Annotated in this window: 28 protein-coding genes and 1 pseudogene; 18 read left to right on the forward strand and 11 right to left on the reverse strand. The window is 73.8% G+C overall.

From position 1 onward, the window contains the following. The first annotated feature begins 69 nt into the window (after positions 1-69). Positions 70-396 (forward strand): hypothetical protein, encoded by a 327-nt coding sequence (locus BLR12_RS23915; RefSeq protein WP_143018706.1) that lies wholly within the window; start codon positions 70-72, stop codon positions 394-396. A 12-nt stretch (positions 397-408) separates the two neighbouring features. On the opposite strand, the pseudogene BLR12_RS23920 reads toward BLR12_RS23915, so the two are convergent. From BLR12_RS23920 to BLR12_RS05200, 8 genes and pseudogenes are all read right to left on the reverse strand, one after another. Next, positions 409-548 (reverse strand): annotated as a pseudogene (locus BLR12_RS23920) (IS5/IS1182 family transposase); the annotation flags it as partial. 600 nt (positions 549-1,148) lie between these two features. After that, positions 1,149-1,550 (reverse strand): hypothetical protein, encoded by a 402-nt coding sequence (locus BLR12_RS23925; protein WP_143018707.1) that lies wholly within the window; start codon positions 1,548-1,550, stop codon positions 1,149-1,151. Between the two features lie 540 nt (positions 1,551-2,090). After that, on the reverse strand, positions 2,091-3,392 hold the full coding sequence (locus BLR12_RS05180) for a hypothetical protein (protein ID WP_091374512.1): 1,302 nt from the start codon (positions 3,390-3,392) through the stop codon (positions 2,091-2,093). 128 nt (positions 3,393-3,520) lie between these two features. After that, positions 3,521-5,773: a hypothetical protein gene (locus BLR12_RS05185; RefSeq protein ID WP_143018708.1), complete on the reverse strand. Its 2,253-nt coding sequence runs from the start codon at positions 5,771-5,773 to the stop codon at positions 3,521-3,523. Between the two features lie 270 nt (positions 5,774-6,043). Beyond that, positions 6,044-6,772 (reverse strand): enoyl-CoA hydratase/isomerase family protein, encoded by a 729-nt coding sequence (locus BLR12_RS05190; protein WP_091374518.1) that lies wholly within the window; start codon positions 6,770-6,772, stop codon positions 6,044-6,046. Between the two features lie 349 nt (positions 6,773-7,121). After that, entirely contained in the window at positions 7,122-7,265 is a 144-nt protein-coding gene (locus tag BLR12_RS24310) for a hypothetical protein (protein WP_176832365.1), read from the reverse strand. A 58-nt stretch (positions 7,266-7,323) separates the two neighbouring features. Continuing rightward, positions 7,324-7,956 carry an Asp23/Gls24 family envelope stress response protein gene (locus BLR12_RS05195; RefSeq protein WP_091374521.1) on the reverse strand — a complete coding sequence of 211 codons (633 nt, stop codon included), beginning with the start codon at positions 7,954-7,956 and terminating at the stop codon, positions 7,324-7,326. Continuing rightward, on the reverse strand, positions 7,953-8,528 hold the full coding sequence (locus BLR12_RS05200) for an RNA polymerase sigma factor (protein WP_176832366.1): 576 nt from the start codon (positions 8,526-8,528) through the stop codon (positions 7,953-7,955). Before BLR12_RS05200 ends, BLR12_RS05195 begins: the two co-directional genes overlap by 4 nt. 161 nt (positions 8,529-8,689) lie before the next feature. Between BLR12_RS05200 and BLR12_RS05205 the strand changes: the two genes are divergently transcribed. The 7 genes from BLR12_RS05205 to amaP are packed head-to-tail and all read left to right on the forward strand — an operon-like array spanning position 8,690 to position 11,546. Then, positions 8,690-9,151 carry an Asp23/Gls24 family envelope stress response protein gene (locus BLR12_RS05205; protein WP_091374528.1) on the forward strand — a complete coding sequence of 154 codons (462 nt, stop codon included), beginning with the start codon at positions 8,690-8,692 and terminating at the stop codon, positions 9,149-9,151. Beyond that, entirely contained in the window at positions 9,148-9,486 is a 339-nt protein-coding gene (locus BLR12_RS05210) for a hypothetical protein (protein WP_255363310.1), read from the forward strand. The genes BLR12_RS05205 and BLR12_RS05210 overlap by 4 nt, the downstream gene beginning before the upstream one ends. Positions 9,487-9,505: 19 nt before the next feature. Continuing rightward, on the forward strand, positions 9,506-9,742 hold the full coding sequence (locus BLR12_RS05215) for a hypothetical protein (RefSeq protein ID WP_091374531.1): 237 nt from the start codon (positions 9,506-9,508) through the stop codon (positions 9,740-9,742). 44 nt (positions 9,743-9,786) lie between these two features. Then, positions 9,787-9,972 (forward strand): hypothetical protein, encoded by a 186-nt coding sequence (locus tag BLR12_RS05220; protein WP_091374534.1) that lies wholly within the window; start codon positions 9,787-9,789, stop codon positions 9,970-9,972. Continuing rightward, positions 9,969-10,421, forward strand: a complete 453-nt coding sequence (locus BLR12_RS05225; RefSeq protein ID WP_091374537.1) for an Asp23/Gls24 family envelope stress response protein — start codon at positions 9,969-9,971, stop codon at positions 10,419-10,421. Before BLR12_RS05220 ends, BLR12_RS05225 begins: the two co-directional genes overlap by 4 nt. A 25-nt stretch (positions 10,422-10,446) precedes the next feature. Next, a complete protein-coding gene (locus BLR12_RS05230) occupies positions 10,447-10,977 on the forward strand; it encodes a DUF6286 domain-containing protein (protein WP_091374539.1) in 531 nt (176 codons plus the stop codon). Beyond that, the gene (amaP, locus tag BLR12_RS05235; protein WP_091374541.1) at positions 10,974-11,546 is read left to right on the forward strand and encodes an alkaline shock response membrane anchor protein AmaP; all 573 of its coding nucleotides are present in this window, start codon (positions 10,974-10,976) and stop codon (positions 11,544-11,546) included. The genes BLR12_RS05230 and amaP overlap by 4 nt, the downstream gene beginning before the upstream one ends. Positions 11,547-11,772: 226 nt before the next feature. Here the strand turns inward: amaP and BLR12_RS05240 are convergent, their stop codons facing one another. Further along, positions 11,773-12,483, reverse strand: coding sequence for a hypothetical protein (locus tag BLR12_RS05240; RefSeq protein ID WP_091374544.1), 711 nt, complete (start codon positions 12,481-12,483; stop codon positions 11,773-11,775). Between the two features lie 107 nt (positions 12,484-12,590). Continuing rightward, positions 12,591-13,169 carry a TetR/AcrR family transcriptional regulator gene (locus tag BLR12_RS05245; protein ID WP_091374547.1) on the reverse strand — a complete coding sequence of 193 codons (579 nt, stop codon included), beginning with the start codon at positions 13,167-13,169 and terminating at the stop codon, positions 12,591-12,593. Between the two features lie 101 nt (positions 13,170-13,270). Here BLR12_RS05245 and BLR12_RS05250 point away from each other — a divergent pair, with 101 nt between their 5' ends. The 4 genes from BLR12_RS05250 (at position 13,271) to BLR12_RS05265 (ending at position 15,128) form a co-directional block, all read left to right on the forward strand. Then, positions 13,271-13,459: a hypothetical protein gene (locus BLR12_RS05250; protein WP_091374550.1), complete on the forward strand. Its 189-nt coding sequence runs from the start codon at positions 13,271-13,273 to the stop codon at positions 13,457-13,459. Between the two features lie 41 nt (positions 13,460-13,500). After that, positions 13,501-13,980, forward strand: a complete 480-nt coding sequence (locus BLR12_RS05255) for a hypothetical protein (protein ID WP_218120550.1) — start codon at positions 13,501-13,503, stop codon at positions 13,978-13,980. A 4-nt stretch (positions 13,981-13,984) separates the two neighbouring features. Next, positions 13,985-14,410 (forward strand): DUF6153 family protein, encoded by a 426-nt coding sequence (locus tag BLR12_RS05260; RefSeq protein ID WP_143018709.1) that lies wholly within the window; start codon positions 13,985-13,987, stop codon positions 14,408-14,410. Between the two features lie 85 nt (positions 14,411-14,495). Beyond that, a complete protein-coding gene (locus BLR12_RS05265; RefSeq protein ID WP_091374557.1) occupies positions 14,496-15,128 on the forward strand; it encodes a DUF305 domain-containing protein in 633 nt (210 codons plus the stop codon). A 346-nt stretch (positions 15,129-15,474) separates the two neighbouring features. Here BLR12_RS05265 and BLR12_RS05270 read toward each other — a convergent pair whose 3' ends face one another. Then, a complete protein-coding gene (locus tag BLR12_RS05270) occupies positions 15,475-16,383 on the reverse strand; it encodes a LysR substrate-binding domain-containing protein (RefSeq protein ID WP_091374560.1) in 909 nt (302 codons plus the stop codon). 178 nt (positions 16,384-16,561) lie between these two features. Between BLR12_RS05270 and BLR12_RS05275 the strand changes: the two genes are divergently transcribed. The 6 genes from BLR12_RS05275 to serA all read left to right on the forward strand — a co-directional run bounded on the left by BLR12_RS05275 (position 16,562) and on the right by serA (position 23,245). Beyond that, positions 16,562-17,770, forward strand: a complete 1,209-nt coding sequence (locus BLR12_RS05275; RefSeq protein WP_091374563.1) for a PrpF domain-containing protein — start codon at positions 16,562-16,564, stop codon at positions 17,768-17,770. Next, positions 17,767-18,933 carry a Bug family tripartite tricarboxylate transporter substrate binding protein gene (locus BLR12_RS24315; protein WP_091374567.1) on the forward strand — a complete coding sequence of 389 codons (1,167 nt, stop codon included), beginning with the start codon at positions 17,767-17,769 and terminating at the stop codon, positions 18,931-18,933. Before BLR12_RS05275 ends, BLR12_RS24315 begins: the two co-directional genes overlap by 4 nt. A gap of 10 nt (positions 18,934-18,943) precedes the next feature. Continuing rightward, on the forward strand, positions 18,944-20,929 hold the full coding sequence (locus BLR12_RS05285) for a tripartite tricarboxylate transporter permease (protein WP_091374570.1): 1,986 nt from the start codon (positions 18,944-18,946) through the stop codon (positions 20,927-20,929). Continuing rightward, positions 20,926-21,300 (forward strand): universal stress protein, encoded by a 375-nt coding sequence (locus BLR12_RS05290; RefSeq protein ID WP_091374572.1) that lies wholly within the window; start codon positions 20,926-20,928, stop codon positions 21,298-21,300. The genes BLR12_RS05285 and BLR12_RS05290 overlap by 4 nt, the downstream gene beginning before the upstream one ends. Before the next feature lie 186 nt (positions 21,301-21,486). Next, positions 21,487-21,948, forward strand: a complete 462-nt coding sequence (locus tag BLR12_RS05295; RefSeq protein ID WP_369803437.1) for an acyl-CoA thioesterase — start codon at positions 21,487-21,489, stop codon at positions 21,946-21,948. Positions 21,949-22,039: 91 nt separating this feature from the next. Continuing rightward, on the forward strand, positions 22,040-23,245 hold the full coding sequence (gene serA, locus BLR12_RS05300) for a phosphoglycerate dehydrogenase (RefSeq protein ID WP_091374578.1): 1,206 nt from the start codon (positions 22,040-22,042) through the stop codon (positions 23,243-23,245). Positions 23,246-23,272: the final 27 nt, after the last annotated feature.

A 23,272-nucleotide genomic window follows, 5' to 3' on the forward strand; every position in this document is an offset into this window, starting at 1 on the left:
CTCGGGGTAGTGGCACGGCGCCAACCACGGGGCACCTGCGTAGCCGCCTACATATTCGCGAGGGTATCGATGGATCACGCTGATGTGCTGCGCGCGCCTCTCCCCGACCCGACCGAAGCCTCGTACAGGGTGCGCTTTTCGGATCATGCCATACGCACGGGTTCGTGGAAGGACCTCGGAGTCCATCCGCGTTTTGAACGCGCCCGATGGCCGTTCCCCGCGATTCGCCACCGTGACTATTTCACCGGCGAGTGCCAAATCCTGCAACTGGATGATCGGAATCCGCTCGTGGTGACTTCATCCCAGGCGGTCGACTGTGGTGAAGTGGGGCATCTGCCGCCTGACGGGATCATGGATCCCTACATCTTCATGGAGACGGTGCTTCCAGAGCTCTAGGAAGACGTTGCATTAGTCGGTTAACAGGCGGCGGGCACAGATGAGGGTGACGGCCAGGCAGGCCAGTGCGGTGATCGTTGTGGCGGTGCGGTCGTATCGCAGACTGTCAGGCTTTTGTAGGACAGCAGCCAGCCAAGGGTGCGATCGACGACTCAGCGGTGCGCATCCACGGCTGCGGCGGCAAGCTGCGCGACTCAGACACCGTGCCACCCAGCAACGACCCGTCCCACAGGCGGAACCCGCTACGGGGACGCTCCACGCGGTCTCAGTTGCTGCAGCCGGGCGTCCCAGGGAATCGGCCTCCGGCCACGTCGACGACCTCCGCACCGCGGTGGCCTCGGTGCCCGGCCGCTCACCGCACGCCGCACGACCTTGCTGGCGCACTGACGCCGGGCTCCGGCCGCAGGTGGGACCGCTCGGCGTCGAAGGACCAGTCGTTTGCGTGCCGGCCCCGGGGTCGGCCGGCTCGGGCCAGCCGGCGACGGGCCCTGGGCACGTCACTGGGGGTCTAGGGGTCGCAGCTTCAGATCCTGTCAGCCTGACAGTGGAACCGCAGGTCAGAGGCGGATCGGCCGAGAGGGCCGGCCCGCCTCCCGCGTGAGTGCAGCAAGGCGGCCGGAGTGCAGCAGCAGTCACCACCGGAGCGCCTCGTCGAGCCGATCTGCCGGCTCACGTCGTCGTGCGGGCCCGACCTGGCCGTGGACGTCCGCTGTGACGGCGTCCGACGAGTGACCGGGGTGTTCCCGGACGACCTACTCCCGTATCGAGGCGGTGACCTGGTGGAACGTCGGCAACCAGGCATGGTCCACATGGGCCGGTGCGAAGAGGACGAGGAGAACCGGAGAGGGCTCCTCGATCAAGTACAGGTGCAGGTGCAGCACCTCGTCCGAGGCCAGTTGCAGACTCCCGTCGAAGGTGCTGGTCTCGCGGCCGGCGATCTCGGTCCGGTCACCCGCTGGGGAGATCGTGCTGGCGGGCAAGGACGCCTGGATCTGTTCCCGTTGCTGCACGGGGTCTCTCGCGTTCAGCAGGGGCCTCTCGGCGACGTACAGGCCGACCGCCGACTCGGGGTCCCGCTCAGCCGCGCCGGCCGCCTCCTGCCGTGCGCTCGGCTCGCCGAGGAAGACCCCGGACCAGTCGATCGGGGCCAGCACGGCCTGACCCTCCGTCCCCGGTCGGCGCCATGGTTCCCAGTCGCGCGGGACGTCCGCCGAGTAGCCGCCGACCCCCAGCTGCCGCGTGACCCGGTCGGTCTCGCGCTCCCACGGTCGCCAGAGCACGAGGAGCACAACGGCCGCCGCCAGCAGGATCGCCCCGACGACGGGCCACAGCGGCCACCGGCGTCGCTGCCGGGCCGACGCCGGCTCGCCGGGCGCCGAGGAGGGGGCGGACGGCGGGCTGTCCGGAGCGGCGTCCTCGCCGGGTGGGGTCGAGGTCTCCCGGCGGGGCGCACTCCTCTTGCCGAAGGGGTACACCTCCGCAGACGAGCCCTCGTCGGCGCTCACGGCCGCAGCCGTCTGCGCGACGGGTCACCGCACGACGACTGCCCCTGCTCCGCCGATCCCGGTCCACCGCGCACCGACCGCACACCGGGCGCTGCGGGGTGGCGTCGCCGGGTCGCCGTCGTCGGGCGCGGAGCGACGTCCACGTCTGCCCACAGGGGTGGGGAGTACCGTCCCCGGAGGCAGGGGGGCTCACCGGTCAGCATCTCGCTGGCCGGCGGACGCGTCGCCTGCCGTGGGCGCTGCTCCACCCGTCGGGCCGGCCGTCCCGACGACGCCGGTAGGGCGGCGACGTCGTCCGATCAGCAGCCCCGCGGTCAGTGCCCCGAGCACGAGCAGCACCACCACGCCCCACATCCACCACGCGATGCCCCCGTCGTCGGGCACGAGATCGTCGACGGCGTCCTCCCGGGCGGCGGCGCGGTCCTGGGCGAACGTGAGGTAGTCGCGGGCGAGAGCCGAGTCGAAGTACGTCGTCGCCGTTCGCAGCCGCTCGGCCGCTGCCGCGTACTCCCCCCGGTTGATCTGTGCGAGCCCGTCCGCGAAAGCGATGTCGAAGCCGGATCGCGTGGCCGTGACGCCGGCGCCGACCAGCGCCGCCTGGATGCTGGCGGCCCCGACCGCGGAGACGACGAAGGACGGGTCGCAGTCGGCCAGGGCGAGCACGGCGCCGGTGGCCCGGTCGATGACGGGTCCGCCGTTGAGCCCACCGGCGAGCGAGCTCGTCAGGGTCTGGCCCCCCGTCAGCCTGCTGCCGTCCAGACGCACGGGTTCGACCGCGGGCCGCAGGGTGCGTGTGGTCGGAGCCGACTGCGACACCTCCCAGTCGAGTCCGGCGACCGCCGCATCGTCGACGGGCTCCTGGGTCGGGGACAGGCTGGCGGTCGGCAGGCCTCCGGCGCCGATGCGCAGGAGCGCCACGTCGGTCGGGCCTGAGGGCTGGTTGACGAGGGTGGCCGGCACGGGCTCCTCCTGGTCCGCGCTGAGCAACACGACCTCGTAGCGTTCGTGGGGGACGACGATGCAGTGCTCGACCCGCCGGTAGCAGTGCTGGAGGTGCTCGTCGATCGCGGGGTCCGTCGCGTGGGTGGGACCGGTCGCGTCGTTCCCGTCCACCAGCTGCGCGCCGATCTGCTCCACGAAGAGTCGGTTGGCGGCCGGGACGGTCACCGTGTCCAGGTCCTCCCGGAGCAGCCGGTACAGCGTCGCCACGACGCCGTCCCCGGTCACCAGCACCCCGGTCGCCTCGGCTTGCGGCACCTCGTAGGTCCCTTGGTGGATGACCACGTCGCCGGTGGAGTGGTTGACGTGGGCGATCGTCACGTCCGCGATCACGTTGATGCGCACGAGCGCGGCCTGCGTGCCCACCAGCTCGGTGTCCACCGTGGCCGGCTCACCCCCGGCGGGACCCGCCTGAGCCGCCGGCATCAGGGCGAGGAAGGTGACGAGGACCGCGGCGGCGGAGCCGATGCGGCGGATGAGCGTCGTTGACATCGCTGAACCCCCAGGGGTCCCTGCCGGTCGGAGCGGCCACCGCGTCCGGTGACCGCTGGCCCGGACGGAGCGGTTCCCGGTGTGCAGCCCGAGCGGTGTGCCGTCCGCCTCGAGCCCGTGTCCCGATCTCAGCTGCATGCCGCGAGCCACGGGTCGACCACCCCCTCGGCCCGTTGGTACGCCTGCACGGCTTCCGTCCCGCGCTGGACCCAGGCATCCGTCGGCTCGGCCTCCCGCAGTGCGCGACCGAGGTCCCGGGCGTACCGCAGGGCATCGATCTCGGCGGCCGCGGCCTTGGTGCAGGCAGCCGCAGGGGTGTCCTCCGGTGTCTCGGTACCACTGCAGGCCAGCAGCGCACTGTTCGCTCCCTCGAAGTACGCCTCGAAGAGCTCAGCTGCCTCGGCACCCTGCTGGAGGGTCGGCGCTCCACCCGTCCCGCCGGGAACCGACCCGCTCATCTCGGCGACACGGCGTTCGAAGGCGGTCCGGATCTCGGTCGTGTAGAGGTCCGTGAGCGTCTTCGCGACCTCCAGCGCTGGCTCGCACTGCTGGAAGACGTCGCTCGGCAGCGGGTGGAACTGCGGCGCAGCCGGCACCGTGCTCGCGGCAGCCGCTGCCTCGGCCCCGGTCGTCAGCGACACCACGTCCAGCGCCCCGGTCTGGACCAGCCCGTAGAAGCCCGCCATCTCCTCCGCGTACTCCGCCATCTCCTGGTACCGGCGCTCGTAGGCGTTGGCCACGCGCCCCTCGCCGTCGGCGAGGGAGTACCACGTCCCCGGGCACACGGCGGTCGGGTCGCGTCGGATCTCCGAGTCCTCGGCCTGGCCCTCGAGCGTGCCGGCGGGACTGATGCACGTGGCCATGCTGCCCTGCTCGACCTCCATGAGGGCGGCCGAGTTCCGGGGGTCGTACAGCCGCATGCTGAGCACCTGCACCGTGTTGACGACGTGAGCTCCCCGGACGAGCCGGTGGAGGGTGCTCAGGTCCTCGATCGGCCACTCGACCACGGTGTAGCGGTGGGGATAGGGACGCGGCGACCTCGTGGGCTCGGCTCCCACCAGCAGGGGAGCCTCGTCCGGACTCCTCGGCATGGTGAGTTCCTCGTAGTACGAGTCTCGACGCCCGATGTCCACCTCGACGGTGCTGTCGGGCTCCGTGGTGGTGTCGTCGGCGCCGGCATCGTCCTGCCACCCGGTGCGCTGGACTGCTTCCTCGGCCTCCTTGTAGTCCCGGTACTCCTCGTTGCTCATGAGAGCCCGCGGCACCATCTCCGGCCCGTGACCCGGGACCCGTTCGAGGACGAGTCGCGATCCCTGGGCGACGGCCAGCCATGCCGACAGGTGCAGCTCCTCCAAGCCGGGGGATCCGCCCGGTTCCGCTCGTCCCGGGACGTGGACCACCAGGTTGTGCTCGAACGCCTCCTCGGGCTCCAACCAGGAACCGTCCCCGACGATGTGTCCCAGCTGGAGCGTCTGGGCCGCGATCGGCTGGCTGGTGCGGGAGATGGGGTAGTCGTCCTCGGCCCTGGGGTCTCCGGCGCTGAACTGGCCGTACCGGTAGATGTGGGGCTGGTCGCACTCCGGGTCGGTCACGGGCGCGAGTTCCTCGAGGAAGCAGGCCACCTGCTGCCGTTCCCGGTCGACCTCGTTGATGCCTTCCATCGGGTCACGCAGGCCATGGGTGACCGTCGTGACCTGGTAGAGGGAGGCGACGATCTGGACCTTGGTGGAACTGACGTTCTCCACGGTGATCGTGCCCTCGAACACGTGCGGGCCCGACACGTCGTCGGCGTTCCCCGCCGCCGTTGCGGGCGCCGGCCTCAGCTCGGCCGTGACGGTCAGGGCCGCCGCGGTGGTGCCCGGCTGGTACTGCTGCGTGTACCACCAGTTCACCCCGCTGAAGAGCACGGTCACGGAGAGCCCGCCCGCGAACAGGCGTCCGCCGATCGCCGTCCAGGTCACCTGGTCGGCGGCGTGGTCCTCGGTGCTCCGCCAGCCGAGGACGGCCGCCGACACCGAGGCCACCACGACGACGGCCCACGGCGCCCACGTCAGGAACGGGGGCAGGCGGCTGCCGGGGAGGTCAGGTGCCCGGTACTGCAGCACGAGCAGGTAGCCGCCGACGAACACCCCGGCGACGCCTGCGGCCACAGCCGCGACGCGACCGCGCTTCCACCGCCACGTGTCCCGGACGAGCACGGCGCTGCCCGCGAGCAGCACCAGCCCGGCCGTCGTGAACGCGAGCCCGATCAACTTGTACTGCAGGTTCGCGGCGGAGAGGAGATCCAGCAGGCCGACCCAGGAGGCGAACACGCCGACCGCTCCGAAGAGGGCGGCGGCCACCCACGCCGCACTCGGCTTCTGGGGGCGGGTCAATGCCATGGACCGTCACCGCTGGCACCATCGGACCAGGCGCCACGCACCGCGGGCGCCACCCGCGAAGCTAGGTCCCCCGCGTCACCCCGGCGTCGCCGTCGCGTCACCGCGTCACCGCGCTGAGAGGCCGGTCAGCCGACGCCCGCGCACCCGCGGTCCATGCCGGGGTCTGGGGTCTTCGGCAGCCGGCGGTGCCGGGTGGTCCCGGGTTGCGGGACGACGGCGAACCGCCACGGACGCCGTCATGACGGTCCCGCGGGGGGGCGGGAGCTGCAGTCAGCGCCGGGCCAGCGCCGCGAGCGCGCCCTCGATCCGCAGCCGGGTGTCGTCGGAGGTCCAGCCGGCGAGGACGGCCGCGTCACCGTCGGCGGTCGCCTCGATCGCTGCGTTCGCGGGGCGGTGGAGTGCGCTCTTGGCCAGCCGGTAGGACTCAGGCGACCGGGAGGCCAGCTCGGTGGCCAGCGCGACCGCCCGCGGCAGCAGCTCGCCGGGCTCGGTGAGTTCGTCGACCATCCCCAGGGCCAGCGCCCGCTCCCGGTCCCCGGTCCGCGCGCCGAGCAGGACCTGGCCGGCACGGGAGCCGAGCGCGTGCCGGACGATCTCCAGGGCGGTGGTCGGGAAGGGGACGCCGACCGTCAGCTCGGTCAACCCGATCCGTCCGCCCGACATCAGCCGGAGGTCGCAGGCGAGGGCCAGCACGCAGCCGCCGGCGATCGCGTGCCCGTTGACCGCCGCGACGGTCGGCCGCGGGTGGTCGAACACGACGCGGAACGTGCGGGACAGGGCCGCCAGGAGCTCCTCGGTGTACGGCCGGCCGCCGTCCAGGATCCGGCGCAGGTCCACCCCGGCGGAGAAGGACGAGCCGCTGCCGGTGATGACCACCGCCCGGTCGGATGCGGTCACGGCCTCGGTGAGGGCGTCCAGCAGCTCCACGTCGAGGGCGCCGACCCGGCCGTGCTCGATGCGCAGGACGGCAACGTCATCCCGGTCCTCGGTGGTCAGCACCGGGCCATCATGCACGCACCCGGGTGTGGCGCTGGACGACGGGAACTCGCGCGGGGACGGGCTGACGAGGGTCCGCCACCGCCGGCACCCGGGAGCTGCGACGCTGCGCTCGGTGCGGTCCTCCACGGTGTCCCACTCGACGAGCCGCCTGGGCGTCGATGTCGCGTCGCACAGCGGTGTGGCGCACGGCGGAGTCACCTCAACTTCGTCGCCGGGGTCACTGCCCGGTGTCCATCGGACCGGAGGCCCTCGGTGGCCCCACAGGAGGCCGACGATCCGCGGAAGCCGTCGAGGCGCTGGAGCACCTGGGCCAGTGGCCCGGGCCCGCCGACCGCTGCCGGACCAGCCGTCAGTCCTCCAGCACGGCGCCGGCCGCCCGCCACGGGCGCTCGGCGACCTCCTCGACGGCTTCGTGCGCCTCGTCGCTGGCGTGGTCCAGCGGCTTCGCCCACGGGGACCGCGTGGCCGGCACCGCCAGTTCGGCGGTCCTCACCGTCGGGTGGTGCCCGCCACGTCCCGTCCAGCCCCGGCCTCGTCGCCGCGTTCCGGTCTCATCCACCCCCGTGGGGCGTCCGGACGTCGACGACGGCGACGTTGACCTCGGTGGTGACCAGCCCGGTCTGCTGCGCGATGTGCGCGGCGATGCGCTCGCGCACCACCGCCGCGACGGCGTGGATCGGGACGCCGTGGTCGACGGCGATCTGGACGTCGACCACCACGCGGGAACCGGCCGTGCCCACCGCGGTGGCCGCCTCTCCGTCCGGCCCGGCGACTCGTGCGGGGTCGGCCGCGGTGTCCGGCGGGGTGGCCACCCGGCCCCCGCCGAGGGCGAGGGACACGTGCGGTACCGACTCGGCGGCCAGGCGGGCGACGGCTCCGACGACGCGCGCGGCGATGCGGGTCTGGCCGGCGGGGTCGTGGAGCACGGCGGACCAGTTGGCGCGGGACAGTTCGCGGACCTGCGCCATCACCGACTGGAGCAGGTCGGCCGGGGCGCGGACCCGCTCTGCTGCCAGCTCGCGGACGGGGGTCCAGAGCTCCTCGAACTCGGCCAGCGCCGCGCGGCAGTGGGGGCAGCTCCGCTGGTGGGCCGGGTCGCGCGGCGCGGTGCCCTCGGTGACCTGGGTGAGCAGGTCGGCCGGGACGGCGCCGCAGGGCAGGCGGTCGGCGGGCACGGCGGTCACCTCCACTCCTGCAGGACGTCGGCCAGTGCCCGCCGGGCGCGGTGGGCCCGGACCTTCGCGGCGCTCTCGCTGATCCCCAGGATGCGCCCGGTCTCGGCGTGTGTGTACCCACCGAACGTGGTGAGCACGAGCGGCGCCCGCTGGTCGAGGGGAAGCGCCCGCAGGGCGTGCCGGACGGCCTCGCGGCGGTGCGCGGCGACGGCGAGCGTCTCCGCAGCCGGCGTGCGGGGCATGTCTGCTGCCGTGTCGTCCTCCGGGAGGGGGCCGACGGGGCGGCGGGCGCGGTGGGCGTTGTGGCAGCGGTTGATCAGGATCCGGGTCGCCCAGGTGGAGAACCCGGCCTCGCCGCGGAAACCCGGCAGGTGGCGCCACGCCTGGATCAGGGTCTCCTGGAGGACGTCGCGGGCGTCGTCGCGATCGCCGGTCATGCGCAGGGCGACCGCGTACAGGCGGTCCTGGTGGCTGCGGACGAGAGCGGCGAACGCCTGCTCGTCACCTGCCCGGGCCAGGTCGACCCAGCGGGCCTCCAGCGGATCGGCCGGCCTGTCCGCGTCGACGGTCGACCCGCTCACCGCGGTGTTGTGCCGCGCACTACGAGATCTTTCCCCATCTGCTGTAACCCTTCCCGTCCCTGTGTGTCCAAGGAGGTGTGGCCCGTGAGGCGGACGAGCAACGGCCGCTCGCCTCGGAGCCACGGACGAGACTGCCCCTACCCACCGGAAGAGGTCCAACCATGACCCAGTCCACCAGCAGCAGCACCTCCACCTCGTCGAGCGCGATCGCGCAGGCGACCCCGTCGGCCCTGCAGAGCACGCAGGGGACGACGACCATCGCCAACGACGTCGTCCAGAAGATCGCCGGCCTGGCCGCGCGCGAGGTCGCCGGCGTCTACTCCCTCGGCGGCGGCGCGGCCCGCGCGCTCGGTGCACTGCGCGAGCGCATCCCCGGCGCCTCCCAGGCGGTCGGCCAGGGCGTGACGGTCGAGGTGGGCGAGCGGCAGGCCGCGGTGGACCTGGACCTGGTCACCGAGTACGGCGTCCCGATCGCCGACCTGTCGCGGTCGGTGCGGCGCAACGTCATCGCCTCGGTCGAGGGGATGACCGGCCTGCAGGTCACCGAGGTGAACATCTCGGTCAACGACATCCACCTGCCCACCGACGACGAGGGTCCGCAGGAGCCTGCGCGCGTCCGGTGAGCACTCCGCAGAGCGTCGCGGGAGCCGAGGTGCTCGTCGAGGCCGGGACGGCGGACGCGATCGTCGCGGCCGTCACGGCCTGCCCGGCCGTGGCGTCCCTGCACGGCGGCGGTCTGCGCCGCACCGCGACCTACCTCCCGGGCCGCCTGGTCGAGGGTGTGCACGTCGACGACGACCGGGTCCGGGTCTCCGTCGTCGCCGTGCAGGGGGTACCCGTGGCGCAGGTGGCGGAGCAGGTCCGCGCCGCCGTCGCGCCCCTCGTCCCCGGCCGGGCGGTCGACGTCCACGTGGCCGACGTGCAGGTGACCCACCCGCCGGCTCCGCCGCCGGCCTGACCGCTCCTCGGAGCCCGAGATGCCGTCGTCCCCCGATCCCGCCGAGCGCCGCCGGCGGCGTGCGCTCCTGCGGGCCACCCATCCCGACCTCGGTGGGGACCCCGAGGAGTTCATCCGCGTCCTCGCCGCGCTCGAGGCCGGGGGGACGGCGGCACCCGGTCCCGGACCCGAGGTGCGATTCGTGCGCCGGCCCCGGGGAGTCGCCCGGGTCACCGCGTGGTGGCGGCGCCGACGGCGCCCCCCGCGCGTCGTCTGAGGTCCGTCCCGCTCCCGCCCGTCCCATCCGTACGGAGGAACTCCATGCCCCCCACCGTCGTCGGTCTCTTCACCGGCCTCCTGCTCGGCCTGGCCTGGGTGATCGGCGGTCTCGACGCCTTCGTCGGCACCGCCGTGCTCGGTGTCATCGGCTTCGTCATCGGCAAGGTCGTCGCCGGCCAGCTCGACCTCACCCCGTACCTGGGCGGCGGCGGCCGCGGCTCCCGGTGAGCACCGTCGCCTCCGCGGTCGTCCCCGACGACGCGCCGGTCGGCACCCCGCTCGCCGCCGAGACCGGCAGCGCCCACCCCGAGCTGGGTGACCCGGCCGAGCGGGGCAGCCTCACCGTCGCCGACCGGGTCGTCGAACGCGTCGCCGGCCACGCCGTGACCCGGGTCGAGGGCGCCAGCGCCGCCCCGCGCCGCGTGCTGGGAGTCAGCGTCGGCGGCAGCCGGCCCGACCGTGAGGCTTCCGTCGACGCCCGCGTCGACGGCTCGACCGCCACCGTCGAGGCCACCGTGGCCGTCGCGTGGCCTGCATCGGTCCGCGAGGTGACGGCACGGCTGCGGGAGCAGGTGCGCGACGACGTCGGCCGCATCACCGGCGTGCGCGTGGCCCACGTCGACGTCGACGTCGTCAGCCTGACGGCGCCGGCGGCCCGTCCGCGCCGGGTCCAGTGACCGCATCCACGAGGAAGGAGCAGACGTGCACGTGGTGAACCGGGTCCTCGCGACCCTGCTGGCGCTCGCGCTGCTGCTCGGCGGGCTGCTGGCCGTCGTCGAGATCGTCCTGGCCCAGCTGGGCCGCCCGTCCTGGCTCGCGCCCCACGAGCGGTGGAGCAGCTGGCTGGCGGGCCAGACCTTCCTCAGCGGGGTGGTCCGCGCCGTCCTGATCGGCCTGGCGGTCCTCGGGCTCGTGCTGCTCGTGCTCGCGCTCCGGCGTGGGAGGCCCGGATCGGTGCAGCTGCCGTCCCGGACCGAGGGCGTCCGCGTGAGCGCTTCCCGCCGCGGCATCGAGCGCTCGCTGTCGACGGCCGCACGGCGGGCCGACGGCGTCCGGTCGGCCCGCGCCAGGGCCGGACGGCGTGCCGTGCGGGTGAAGGCCGTGTCGGCCCTGCGCTCGACCGGTGACCTGCAGCAGCCGGTCACGGCGGCCGTCACCGCCCGACTCGAGCAGCTCGGCCTCGGCGGGGTCCTGCGGCCCCGCGTCACCGTCACGAAGGAGTCCTCCCGGTGAGCGCACGCGTGAACGGCGTCAACCGCACGGTCCTGGCGCTCCTCGGCCTGGTGCTGCTCGCGGCCGGAGGGCTGGGCCTGGCGTACTCCTTCGGCGCCTTCGGTACCGGGCAGCGCCCGGTCCTGCCCCAGCCGGTGCGCGACTACGCCCGCGAGCAGGGCTGGTTCTGGTGGGCGGTGGCCGGCGTGTGCCTCCTGCTGGCGCTGGTGGGTCTGTGGTGGCTGCTGGCCCAGCTGCGGACCGACCGCGTCAGCCGCCTCGACCTCACCACCGACGACCGGGACGGCCTGACCACCGTGCACGCCGGGGCCGTGACCGACGCGGTCGAGACCGAGGTCGAGGGACTCCGCGGCGTGGCCGGCGCGTCGGCGTCCCTGATCGAGCGACGCGGGCGGCGCCTGACCCTGTCCGTCGACCTGGCGGAGTACGCCGACATCGCCGAGGTCCGGCAGGCCATCGAGGACCGCGTCGTCGCCCACGCGCGGCAGGCCCTCGACGACCCGGACCTGCTGGTGGACGTCGAGCTGCGCCCCGGACGCACCCGGTCGGCCGGGCACGGCGTGCGCTGACCGCCGCGCCCGGTCGAGCCGCTCCTGTGGAGGCGGCGCCGGTCACCGGCCCGGTCCCGGAGACCGACGCCGGGCCGTGGCCGGCGCTCGGTCGGCCCGACCCCGATCCGCCAGGACGCGCCCGCCCATGCCGGTCTGCGCGGTGAGCACGCCGGCCAAGCCGAGGACGGCGACGTCCCGGACGTCGAGGCGCGCGAGTGTCTCGCGGCCGGGATGACAGGACCCGTCAGCCGTGCCTTGAGCTGCCCGCGCCGCTGCGTGCCGCAGCGACGACGCCGGCGCCGAACACCAGCACGAGGACCTGGAAGGCCGGGGAGGCGACCTGCTGGAACCCGCTGTCCAGGCCGCTGTACCCGACGTCGACCCCCACGCTCAGCGACACGATCCCGGCCAGGACGGCGACCCACCCGGTCCAGCCGGCCAGCAGTCGCGCGACCAGGATCGTCACGCCGAACAGCAGCAGCGTCGCGCCCAGCAGCACGCGGAAGTAGCTCTGCGCACCCCACTCCGTCCACCGCACGGTCTCCGCGTCGGCGAAGCGGACCGCCTTCTCCGACCCCTCGGCGGCGACCCAGGCGTCGACGGCCTGCTTCAGGGTGATCCCGTCGACGGCCTGCAGCAGGGCCCACACGGCGGCCGTGGCCACGGCGAGCCCCGCGGCGGACGCCGACAGCACCGGCGCCCTGGACCGCAGTGCCAGGTGGAGGACGACCAGCCCGCCGAGGGCCAGCAGGACCCCGACGAACTGAGCGAGGTGGACCCACTCCCACGAGTCGCTCGCGGCGTACTCGGCGAAGATCGCCTCGTGGACGTCCTCGTCCCCGGACGGGTGGAACAGCATGGTCACCGCTGCGGTGAGGACGATCCCGGCGAGGAGCAGGATCCCGCTCCACCGCAGGAGGTGCCGCTCCGTCCGGAGCTCGGTTGCCGACGTCATGGCTGCCCCTTCCGCCGAACGGCGGCCTGTGGGTCAGGGTAGCGACGGGGCAGGTCGCACGGGGCCCGACCGCACCTGGGGTGCATGGGCCCGCCCGAACGCTCGGTTCAGGTCCCCGGGCGCAGCCCCGCGAGGGTCACGTCGACGAGTCGGTGCACCGCCGTCTCCGAGGGGAGGTCGCCGGCGGCGGCGAGAGCGTGCAGGCAGTAGGTCGCCAGCTCCCCGGCCGGGACGTCGCCGCGCAGCTCCCCGCTCCGCGCTCCGGCCTCGACGAGCTCCGCCACCATCCCGTGCACGTGCCCGGTCGCGCGGACGACGTCCTGACCGCCGTGCAGCCGGACGGCGAGCTCGCTCTCGCGGTGTCCCCGCGAGGCCCTCGAGAGCCGCGCGTAGCCGGCGAGCACGGCCCTCAGGCGCTCGCCGGCGCTGCCGGCGCCGGCCCGCAGGCTGGCCAGCTCGGCCAGGTGGGACGCGACCTGCCGTTCGTGCCAGGCGTGCAGCACCGACTCCAGGTCGGGGAAGTACCTGTACAGCGTCGCCCGGCCGATGCCCGCCTCCTCGGCGACGCGCGACATCGTCACCCCGCGGAGGCCGTGCCGGCCGACGAGCGCGGCGGCGGCGTCCAGGACGGCGTCCCGCACCTCTCGGCGGTGACCCTCGACGGTCGCGGTCCACAGCCTCGGCACGGAGCGATCGTACGAACACTGCCGCCGGGTGGACACCGTGTAGCGCGACGAGACACTGTGTCTCGTACGCTACGGGCGTCCCCATCTCGAGAGGAGAACCCATGTCCCCGCGTGCAGAGCCCGGACACCGCCGGCCCCGCTGGGTGACCGTGACCCTCGCAGCCGCGGTGTTCCTGGTGCTGCTGCTGGCCGTGCTCTGGGCGCTGGGCGTCGAGCACGGCCCCGGCCGGCACCTGTCGTCGTCCGCACCGCAGGCCGCGCCCGTCCTCCCGGTGCCGGTGGGCCGGTGACCCTGTCCCCACGCGTCCGGAGGATGGCCGTCACGGCGCACGTGACGGTGTCCGTGGGCTGGGTGGGCGCCGTCCTCACGTTCATCGCGATCGCGGCGGTCGGCCTGACCAGCGACGACGCGACCACGGTCCGCGGCAGCTACCTCGTCATGGACGCTGCCGCCCGCTTCGTCCTCGTGCCGCTGGCCCTGTTGTCCCTGGCGACCGGCGTGGTCCAGTCGCTCGGCACCCCGTGGGGTCTGCTGCGGCACCACTGGGTGGTGGTGAAGCTGCTCATCACCGTCCTGGCCACCGCGGTCCTGTTGCTCTACCTGCGGACCTTCGCCGCGATGGCCGGGACGGCGGCGGACCCGGCCGCCGGGCTCGACGCCGTCCGCAACCCCTCGCCGCTGGTGCACGCGGTGCTGGCGCTGGGGCTGCTGCTGGCCGCGACCGTGCTGGGGGTGGTCAAGCCGCGCGGGCTGACCCGGTTCGGTCGCCGGGCAGCCGAGAACTCCCGGAACGCCCACTACGGACCGTAGTACCGTGGCGGCGGACCGAGGGGGGATGGCCGTGCCGCTGGGACGGACCTGGATCCTCGTGCTGCTGGCCGCCGTGTTCCTCATGCACGGGATCCCGTCCACGGCGGTGGGGAACGGCGCCACCCCGGGCGCCCACGCCGAGACGGCGGCCGGTCCGGACATCGCCACGGCCTCGGCTGCGCACCCCGCGCCGGATTCCCGCGACGGGCGGACGGACCACGACTCCTCGTCGCACTCGACGGCCTCGCACGCGTGGAACGCCTGCCTCGCGGTCCTCCTCATGGGGATGGCCGTGCTGGTCCTGCTCGTGGTCCGGAGGTCATCTGCCCTCCCGGACCACCGTGCCCCACCGCGCCTGCCCGGCGCGGTCTCCTGGGTGAGTCCTCCCCGGCCGCCCGAACTGTCCGTCCTCTGCCTGCTCCGGACCTAGGCCGCCCGACCAGGCCCGCCCAGCACCTCGCTGAGCCGGGCCGCGTCCGCATGCCTCCCTCCCACCGAGCACCAGGAGACCCGCAGTGACCCGTTCCACCACCCGACTCGTCCGCCTGGCCGGCGGCCTCGTCGCCGGCGCCGTCGTCCTCGTCGGCTGCTCCGGTCCGAGCGACACCTCCGGCGCGCAGACCGGTGCTGCCGCCGAGACGTCCGCCGGGGAGTCGGCGGCCGTCGACGACGCCGACGTGACCTTCGTCCAGGGGATGATCCCGCACCACCGCGGCGCCCTCGAGATGGCGCAGCTCGCCGACGGCCGCGCCGAGGACCCGCGGGTGCTCGAGCTGGCGGACCGGATCGAGGCCGCCCAGCAGCCGGAGATCGAGACGATGACCGGCTGGCTCGAGCAGTGGGGCGAGCCGGTCCCCGAGCAGACCGACGCCGGCACGGACCACGGGTCCATGGGCCACGACAGCTCCGACATGGAGGGCATGTCCGCCGAGGACATGGCCGCCCTCGAGGCGGCGTCCGGGGCCGAGTTCGACCGCATGTGGCTCGAGATGATGATCGCGCACCACCGCGGTGCCGTGGAGATGGCGCAGACCGAGATCGCCGAGGGCAGCGACCCGGACGCCGTCGCGCTGGCCCGGGAGATCGCGGACTCGCAGGCCGCGGAGATCGAGGAGATGGAGACGCTGCTCGCCGGGCTCGGCGGCTGACGTCCTGCCGGAACGCCGCCGGCGTCAGCTCGCCGGCGGCGTTCCGGTGCGCGTCCCCCGGTCTGCCGGTGCTCACCAGATGTGCCCTCCCACGCCTGCGGAGTCGGCTCCGAAGGGGGCGGTGACCACGCCGCCTCGTTGTCCACCCGGACGACGGGAGCGGCCGGGCCGGGCCGGTCATGGCAGGAGGGATGCACCTCCGGCGCGCTCGCCGTCGGTCGCGCCGGGATCGTCGGCCGTGACGGTCCACCGCAGCGCGGTCCGGACGGCGAGGTCTGGACAGCTGCTGCAGATCCGGCTGTACGGTGCCGGACCGGTGTCGGTGCGAGGTGACGATCGATCGGCCTCAACCGCCTTGGTACTGGCGGGCCACGTCGGCGAAGACCCTGACCATGGCCGCCTCTGCGGGGGCCGGGACTCGCTCCTGCCGGCGGGCCAGCAGGATGCGGCGCGCCGGAGCCGTCGTCCCGAGCGAGACGACCCGGACGTCGGGGTGGGGGTTGGTCACCGCGGTGCGGGGTGCGAGTGCGATGCCGAGCCCGACGCTCACCATCGCCTGGGCCTCCTGGTAGTCGTTGGCGTGGAACGCGATCCGGGGCTGGAAGCCGGCGGCGCGGCAGCTGCGGTCGAGCACCTCGGCGACCGGGTGGTCGGGCTCGCGAACGACCCAGTCCTCGGCGGCGAGGGCGGCCATGTCGACCCGCGTGCGATCGGCCAGGGGGTGCTCGGCGGAGACGACGAGCATCGTGGGGTCGTCGAGCAGGTGGGTGAGAGCGTAGGCCTGCGGGTCCACGCGGTTCCAGGCGTAGTCCCACAGCAGTGACAGGTCGACCTCGCCGGTGTCGAGCATCTCGGTGAGGTGTTCCAGCCGGGCGGAGCGCACGGTCAGGCGCACCCCCGGGTGAGCGGCGCGGAAGCGGCTGACAGCGAGGGCCAGCAGTGATCCGCCGACCGTGGGGAAGGTGCCCACGGTCAGCCGGCCTCGGCGCAGTCCGGCGACCTGGGCCAGGTCGGCCTCTGCCGCGGCGAGCTGGCGGCTGACGCGTCGGGCGTGGTCGGCCAGGACCAGGCCGGCCTCGGTCGGCACGATGCCGCGCGGCTGCCGTTGCAGCAGTGGCTGCCCCACTTCCTGCTCGAGGCGACGGATCTGCTGGGAGACCGCTGACGTCGTGTAGTTCAGCGCCTCGGCCGCCGTGGTCATGGAGCCGCTGTCGATGACAGCGGCCAGCAGGGTCATGCGCCGGACGTCGAGCACGCTACCTCCTGGGTTAAGCGTTACTTGAGGGGTCTGCACTTTCTCGTGATTGTGCTGCACGGCTGACCGGCCGCACAGTCGTCGCCGAGCGGCTCCTCCAGAAGGGGAGCGCGGTCCTCCGGCCCGGACGACGACGGCTCGCCCCGGCCGGCTCCACGACAGGAAGTGAGGACTCGGCGTGCGTGAACTCGCGGCCACATGGATGCGCGGAGGGACCAGCAAGTGCTGGGTGTTCGACCGTGCGGACCTCGACGCCCTCGGTGCGGACACTGCTGCGGTGCTGCTGCGTGCCTTCGGCAGCCCGGACCCCAGGCAGGTCGACGGGGTCGGGGGAGGGACCTCGACGACGAGCAAGGCGGTGATCCTCACGCCGTCCGGCGCGGGGGACGCCGACGTGGACTACACGTTCGCCCAGGTCGGCATCCGCGACGCGGTCGTCGACTGGGGCAGCAACTGCGGCAACTGCTCAGCGGTGGTGGGGTTGTACGCCCTCCGGCGCGGCTGGGTGCGCCCCCAGGGGGAGCTGACGACCGTGCGGGTGCGCAACACCAACACCGGGCAGCTGATCGTGCAGCAGGTGCCGACCCCCCGCGGGGTGGTGGAGGAGGACGGCGCCGAGCACATCCCTGGTGTCCCGTTCCCCGGCGTGGGGGTGCGGATGTGGTTCCGCGACCCCGCCGGACGCACCACCGGGTCGCTGCTGCCCACCGGCTCGCCCCGCGACCGGCTGTGTGTCGACGGCCGCGCCGTGGACGCCACGCTGGTCGACGCCGGTGCTCCGGTCGTCGTCCTGGACGCGGCCGACGTCGGGCTGGCGGGTGACGAGAGCCCGGCCGAGATCACCGCCCGGCCGGGCCTGCTCGCCGCACTCGACGGGGTCCGGCGGCAGGCGGCGGTCCGCATGGGCCTGGCGGCCGACGAGGTGTCGGCCGAGCGGGCCGTGCCCAAGCTGGCCCTCGTCTCCAGACCTCCGGCGAGCGGGGAAGCCGACCTCACCGTGCGCATGCTCTCGATGGGGGAGGTCCACCCCGCACTGGCCATCACCGGCAGCGTCGCCCTGACCATGGCCGCGAACACCCCGGGCAGCCTCGTCGCCGACCACGCCTCGCCGGACGCCGATGGCCGGTTGCGGCTGTCCACCCCGTCCGGCGTGGTCGCGACCCACACCGGCGAGCTGGACGGCGCCCAGGCGGTGGCCGTCACGCGCACCGCGCGCCGCCTCGCGGATGCCGTCCTCGCGCTGCCCGAGGAGACCACACGCCGGGGATCCGCCCCGGAGCACTCAGTGGGGACAGCGTCACGGCTCTCCACCGAGGATCGAGCACCGTCCCCGCTGCCGGGACACCCCGTCCCGTCCGCCATCGTGCCCGCGGAGGTGCACCGATGAGCACGCAGACCCCCGAGCGCGAGGCCCCGGCTCCCGTGCCGGACACCGGCTGCTCGCGACGGGCCGGCCTGACGATCATGGCCGTGTTCGTCGTCCTCGCCGTGGTCGCGACCACCCTCGGATCGGACCTGCTGCGCAGGGCCGCGGCCACGACCGACGGCGACTTCGCGGGGGAGACCCTGGAGGTGCTCATCCCGCTCGCCGAGGGCGGTGGGACCGACACCTGGGCCCGCTACGTCGGCACCGAGCTCAGCCACGTGGTGCCCGGGCAGCCGGGCTTCGCCCCGGTCAACGAGCCCGGGGGGGAGGGCATCGCAGGAACCAACGCCTTCGTCGCCGAGGCCCGGGCCGACGGCACGGAGATCCTCGTGTCCACGGCCAGCAGCGTCGTCCCGTGGGTGCTGGGCCGCAGCGAGGTGCAGTACGACTTCGACCAGCTGACCCCGGTCCTGGCCAACGGCAGCGGCGGGGTCGTCTACGCGCGGACCGCCGCCGGCGTGTCCTCCGTCGAGGACCTGGTGGACCGGGACACCCCGCTGCGCTTCGGCGGCATCAGCGCCACCGGGCTGGACCTCACGACCCTCGTGGCCTTCGACCTGCTCGCTGCCGACGTGGAGTCCATCTTCGGCTTCGAGGGGCGTGGGCCGGTCAACCTGGCACTCCAGCGCGGCGAGGTGGACCTGGACTACCAGACCACGTCGGCGTACGGGCCTGCCGTCGCACCCCTGGTCGAGTCCGGCGCCGCCGTCCCCCTGATGTCCATGGGCCAGGTGGACGCGTCGGGCGAGATCGTGCGGGACCCCAACTTCCCGGACCTGCCCACCGTGGTCGAGGTCTACGAGCAGCTGCACGGGCAGGCCCCCAGCGGGCCGGCCTTCGAGGCCTACCGCTCGCTGCTGGCGCTGACCTACACCTGGCAGAAGGCCATGTGGGTGCCTCAGCAGACCCCCGACGCGGCGGTGCAGACCCTGCGCACCTCGGCCCACGAGCTGGCCCAGGACCCCGCGTTCACCGGCGCCGCCGCCGAGGTGCTGGGCGGCTACCCGATCATCGCCGACGACGACCTCCCCGCGCTCGTGCACGACGCCTACACCGTCGAGCCCGACGTCCGCGACCACGTCGTCGAGCTGCTGACCTCCGACTACGACGTCCAGCTGGACTGAGGAGCTCACCGTGCTCGACTCCGCACTGGCCGCCCTGGCCTCGCTCACCCAACCGTCGCTGCTGCTCATGCTGGCCGTCGGCGTGGTCGCCGGCCTGGTCATCGGCCTGATCCCCGGCCTCGGCGGCACCGGCGCCGTCGCCATCCTGCTCCCGGTCACGTTCGGCATGGAGGCCGAGCAGGCGCTCGCCCTGCTCATCGGGGCGCTGGCCGTGGTGCACACCTCCGACACCGTCGCCGCGGTGCTGCTGGGGGCACCCGGCTCGGCGTCGGCCAGCGTCACCATGCTCGACGGCTACGCCATGGCCAAGAAGGGCCAGGCCGCACGGGCGCTGTCCCTGGCGTTCCTCTCCTCCATGGCCGGCGGGATCATCGGCGCCATCGGCCTCACCCTGGCCATCCCGCTGGCCCGGCCGCTGGTGCTCTCCTTCGGCGCGCCCGAGCTGTTCATGCTCACGGTGCTCGGCGTCTCGCTGGCAGCGGTGCTGTCGCGGGGCAACGTGGCCAAGGGCCTGGTCGCCGGTTGCCTCGGCCTGCTGCTGGGCCTGGTCGGCATCGCGCCCTCCACGGCGGAGTACCGGTTCACCGGCGGCAGCCTCTTCCTCGCCGACGGGCTGTCCCTCGTCGCCGTCGCGCTCGGCGTGTTCGGTCTGGCCGAGATCGCCTCGCGGGTCGGGCAGCGGCAGCAGCCCGGTGCGGAGATCGCCCTGGGCCACGGCTGGCTGGCCGGCGTCCGGGAGTGGCTGGGCCACTGGACGCAGGTGGTCCGCGGCGCGCTGATCGGCATCTGGGCCGGCGTGCTGCCCGGCGTCGGCGCCACGGCCGGCACCTGGCTGGCCTACGGCCAGAGCGTGGCCACGGCCAAGGACAAGAGCGGGTTCGGCAAGGGCGACCCCCGCGGGATCATCGGCCCCGAGAGCGCGAACAACTCGGTGGAGGCCGGCGACCTCATCCCCACGTTGCTGTTCGGCATCCCCGGGGGCGTGCCCGCCGCGATGCTGCTGGGCACCCTGCTGACCTACGGCATCCAGCCCGGCCCGGCCATCGTCACCGACCACCTCGACCTCATGTACCTCATCGTGTGGTCCTTCGCGATCGCCAGCGTCGTGGGCGCCGCGCTGTGCTTCCTGGTGACCAGGCCGCTGGCCCGCATCACCAAGGTGCCCTTCGCCATCCTCGGCCCCGGCCTCGTGGTCGTGATGCTGCTCGGCGCGTTCCAGGAGAGCGGTCAGCTCGGCGACCTGTGGGTCATGATCGCGCTCGGACTGCTCGGCTGGCTGCTCAAGGACACCGGGTTCCCGCGGGCGCCGTTCCTCATCGGCTTCGTCCTGGCCATCCCCCTGGAGCGCTACTACTTCCTCACCGACGCCGTGTACGACGGCGCCGAGTGGCTGGTCCGCCCCTGGGTGCTCGTCTTCCTGGTCGTGCTGGTCGCACCGGCCGTCTTCGCGCTGATCCGGTACCTGCGCCGGCGCCGGGGCACCGACGCCGACGACCGGACGGTCGAGCCGGCCGGCGAGGACGAGGGCGAGCTGTCCGGCTCGGTGTGGTCGCTGCTGACCGCCGCGGGGATGCTCGTGGTCTTCGTGACCGCCTTCCTGGTGGCCGGCGGCTACAGCCCGGACGCCCGCCTGGTGCCGAGGCTGATCACGGGCGTCGGCGCGCTCGCCGCGCTGGTGCTGCTGCTCGTGGAGATCCGCCGGGTGCGGTCGGTCCCGCCCACCCCGGCCCAGGCGGAGCGACCCGCACGCCGGCGGTTCCCCGGCGTCGCCGTGGCCGCCCGCACCTTCGTCTGGATGGCGGCCTTCCTGGGCCTGGTCGCCCTCGGTGGCTACGTCGCCGCAGCCCTGGTCTTCGTCCCGGCCTTCTTGCTCTACGTGGCCCGGGCCCGCACCCGGACGGTGCTCGTCTACGGACTGGTCACCGCCGCCCTGCTGGTCCTCGCCCCGATCCTGCTGCCCGTCGAACTACCCCTGGGAGCTCTGATGACCCGATGACCGTCCTGACCGCCGTGGCCAACGCCGCCGAAGCAGCAGCCGTCCTCCCGGCAGCCGCCGCCGAGGCAGCCCGCCGCAACAGCGACCTGCACGTCCTGGACCTCACCAGCGGCAGGGACACGCAGGCCCTGGCTGCGGCACTGGAGGCAGCCCGGGCCGAACTGGGCCCGGACGGCCGAGCAGTGGTCGTCACCGAGCCCTCCATCCCGGACCACGCGACGGCGGCACTCGTCGCAGCCGACGAGACCAGTGCCGACGTCCTCGTGATCGGAGTCCGACGGCGCAGTCCGGTCGGCAAGCTGGTGATGGGATCGGTCGCCCAGTCGATCCTGCTCGACGCCGACTGCCCGGTCCTGGCCGTGCGGGTCTGATCACCCCCGCGTGGCAGCGTGGACAGGCAGGCCGTGGCCCGGCCACCCCAGGGGTGGCCGGGCCACGGCCTGCCTCGCGATGATCTGTCGACCCGATCCGAGGAGGCCGACGCGATGACCGTCCCCAGCGAGCCTCCGGGCGCCACCCCCGACGCAGGTCCCGACGAGGACCGCCACCGGCTGTCGATGACGATCCTGATGACGCCGGACATGTCCAACTTCGCGGGCAACGTCCACGGCGGGCTGCTGCTGAAGTACCTGGACCAGGTGGCCTACACCTGCGCGACCCGCTGGGCGCGGAACTACGCGGTCACGCTGTCGGTGGACCAGGTCGTGTTCCGGGAACCCGTGCACGTCGGTGAGCTGGTGACGTTCCGGGCCAGCGTCAACCGCACCGGCCGCACCTCCATGGAGATCGGGGTGCGGGTGACCACGCAGGACCTCGTGAGCCAGGTCGTCCGGCACACCAACAGCTGCTACTTCACGATGGTCGCGATCGGTCCGGACGGGCGGCCGGTCGAGGTCCCGACGTGGCAGCCGCGCACCGCCGAGGAGCGCCGCCGGCACGAGGCGGCCGGTCGACGGCGGGAGCTGCGCCAGGAGATCGAGCGCGCCACCTCGGAGATCCGGCAGGCGACGAGCACCTGACCACGACGGACCCGCCCCCGCCGACCGGGGTCGGCCGTGGGGACTGGGAGGATCCGCGGCGACGCGCCACTCGAGGGGGAATGGACCCGACATGCCCAGAGCACTGCTGCTGGAGAACATCGACCCGGTGGCGGTGGAGCTGCTCTCCTCGGCCGGCTACGAGGTGGAGGCGCTGCGGGGGGCGCTGGACGAGGCGGACCTCGCCGCTGCGCTCGACGGCGTCCACCTGCTGGGGATCCGGTCGAAGACGCAGCTGACCGGGGCCGTGCTGGAGCGGCATCCGGGGTTGGCGGCGGTGGGTGCCTTCTGCATCGGCACCAACCAGATCGACCTGGTCGCGGCGGCCGCGGCCGGGGTGGCGGTGTTCAACGCGCCGTACTCCAACACGCGCAGCGTCGTCGAGCTGGCGATCGCGGAGATCATCAGCCTGGCCCGGCGGCTGGTCGACCGGGACCGCGCGCTGCACGCCGGGGTCTGGGACAAGTCGGCGACCGGCAGCCACGAGATCCGGGGGCGGACCCTGGGCATCGTCGGCTACGGCAACATCGGCAGCCAGCTGTCGGTGCTGGCCGAGGCGCTGGGCATGCGGGTGCTGTTCTACGACCTGGAGGACAAGCTCGCGCTGGGCAACGCCGAGGCGTGCGGCAGCCTGGAGGAGCTGCTGGAGCGCGCGGAGACCGTGACGCTGCACGTCGACGGGCGCGCCGGGAACGCCGGGCTGTTCGGCGCCGAGCAGTTCGCCCGGATGCGCCGCCGCAGCCTGTTCCTCAACCTGTCCCGCGGGTTCGTCGTCGACCACGAGGCGCTGCGCGAGCACGTCCTCAGCGGCCACGTCGCCGGCGCCGCGGTCGACGTGTTCCCCGACGAGCCGAGGAGCCAGGGCGACGAGTTCACCTCCGTGCTGCGCGGCCTGCCCAACGTCATCCTCACCCCGCACGTCGGCGGGTCGACCCAGGAGGCGCAGTACGACATCGGGCGGTTCGTCGCCGGCAAGCTGGCCGACTACGCCCGCACCGGGACGACGACGCTCAGCGTCAACCTGCCCCCGGTGGCCCTGCACGGGTCCTCGGCGGCCCGGTTCGCGCTGCTGCACCACAACGTGCCCGGCGTCCTGGCCCGGGCCGACGCGCTGGTCGGCGAGCACGGTCTCAACGTGGACGGCCAGGTGCTGGCCACCCGCGGGCAGCTCGGCTACGTCGTGACCGACGTCAGTGGCGACCTGCCCCCGACCCTGCTGGCCTCGCTCGAGGCGCTGCCCGAGACCGTCCGCCTGACGACCTTCGCCCAGCGCCCCTGAACCGGGAGGCACCTCCCGGCGGGCGTC

This window comes from Geodermatophilus sp. DSM 45219 (genome assembly GCF_900104025.1).
Lineage (GTDB): Bacteria > Actinomycetota > Actinomycetes > Mycobacteriales > Geodermatophilaceae > Geodermatophilus.

Excerpts from the sequence above, each read along its gene's own strand:
- BLR12_RS05240 (WP_091374544.1), bottom strand. The coding sequence starts at position 12,483 with ATGACGTCGGCAACCGAGCTCCGGACGGAGCGGCACCTCCTGCGGTGG.
- BLR12_RS05220 (WP_091374534.1), top strand. The coding sequence starts at position 9,787 with ATGCCCCCCACCGTCGTCGGTCTCTTCACCGGCCTCCTGCTCGGCCTG.
- BLR12_RS05185 (WP_143018708.1), bottom strand. The coding sequence starts at position 5,773 with ATGGCATTGACCCGCCCCCAGAAGCCGAGTGCGGCGTGGGTGGCCGCC.
- BLR12_RS23915 (WP_143018706.1), top strand. The coding sequence starts at position 70 with ATGGATCACGCTGATGTGCTGCGCGCGCCTCTCCCCGACCCGACCGAA.
- serA (WP_091374578.1), top strand. The coding sequence starts at position 22,040 with ATGCCCAGAGCACTGCTGCTGGAGAACATCGACCCGGTGGCGGTGGAG.
- BLR12_RS05180 (WP_091374512.1), bottom strand. The coding sequence starts at position 3,392 with ATGTCAACGACGCTCATCCGCCGCATCGGCTCCGCCGCCGCGGTCCTC.
- BLR12_RS05295 (WP_369803437.1), top strand. The coding sequence starts at position 21,487 with ATGACGATCCTGATGACGCCGGACATGTCCAACTTCGCGGGCAACGTC.
- BLR12_RS05205 (WP_091374528.1), top strand. The coding sequence starts at position 8,690 with ATGACCCAGTCCACCAGCAGCAGCACCTCCACCTCGTCGAGCGCGATC.
- BLR12_RS05250 (WP_091374550.1), top strand. The coding sequence starts at position 13,271 with ATGTCCCCGCGTGCAGAGCCCGGACACCGCCGGCCCCGCTGGGTGACC.
- BLR12_RS05215 (WP_091374531.1), top strand. The coding sequence starts at position 9,506 with ATGCCGTCGTCCCCCGATCCCGCCGAGCGCCGCCGGCGGCGTGCGCTC.
- BLR12_RS05290 (WP_091374572.1), top strand. The coding sequence starts at position 20,926 with ATGACCGTCCTGACCGCCGTGGCCAACGCCGCCGAAGCAGCAGCCGTC.
- BLR12_RS24315 (WP_091374567.1), top strand. The coding sequence starts at position 17,767 with ATGAGCACGCAGACCCCCGAGCGCGAGGCCCCGGCTCCCGTGCCGGAC.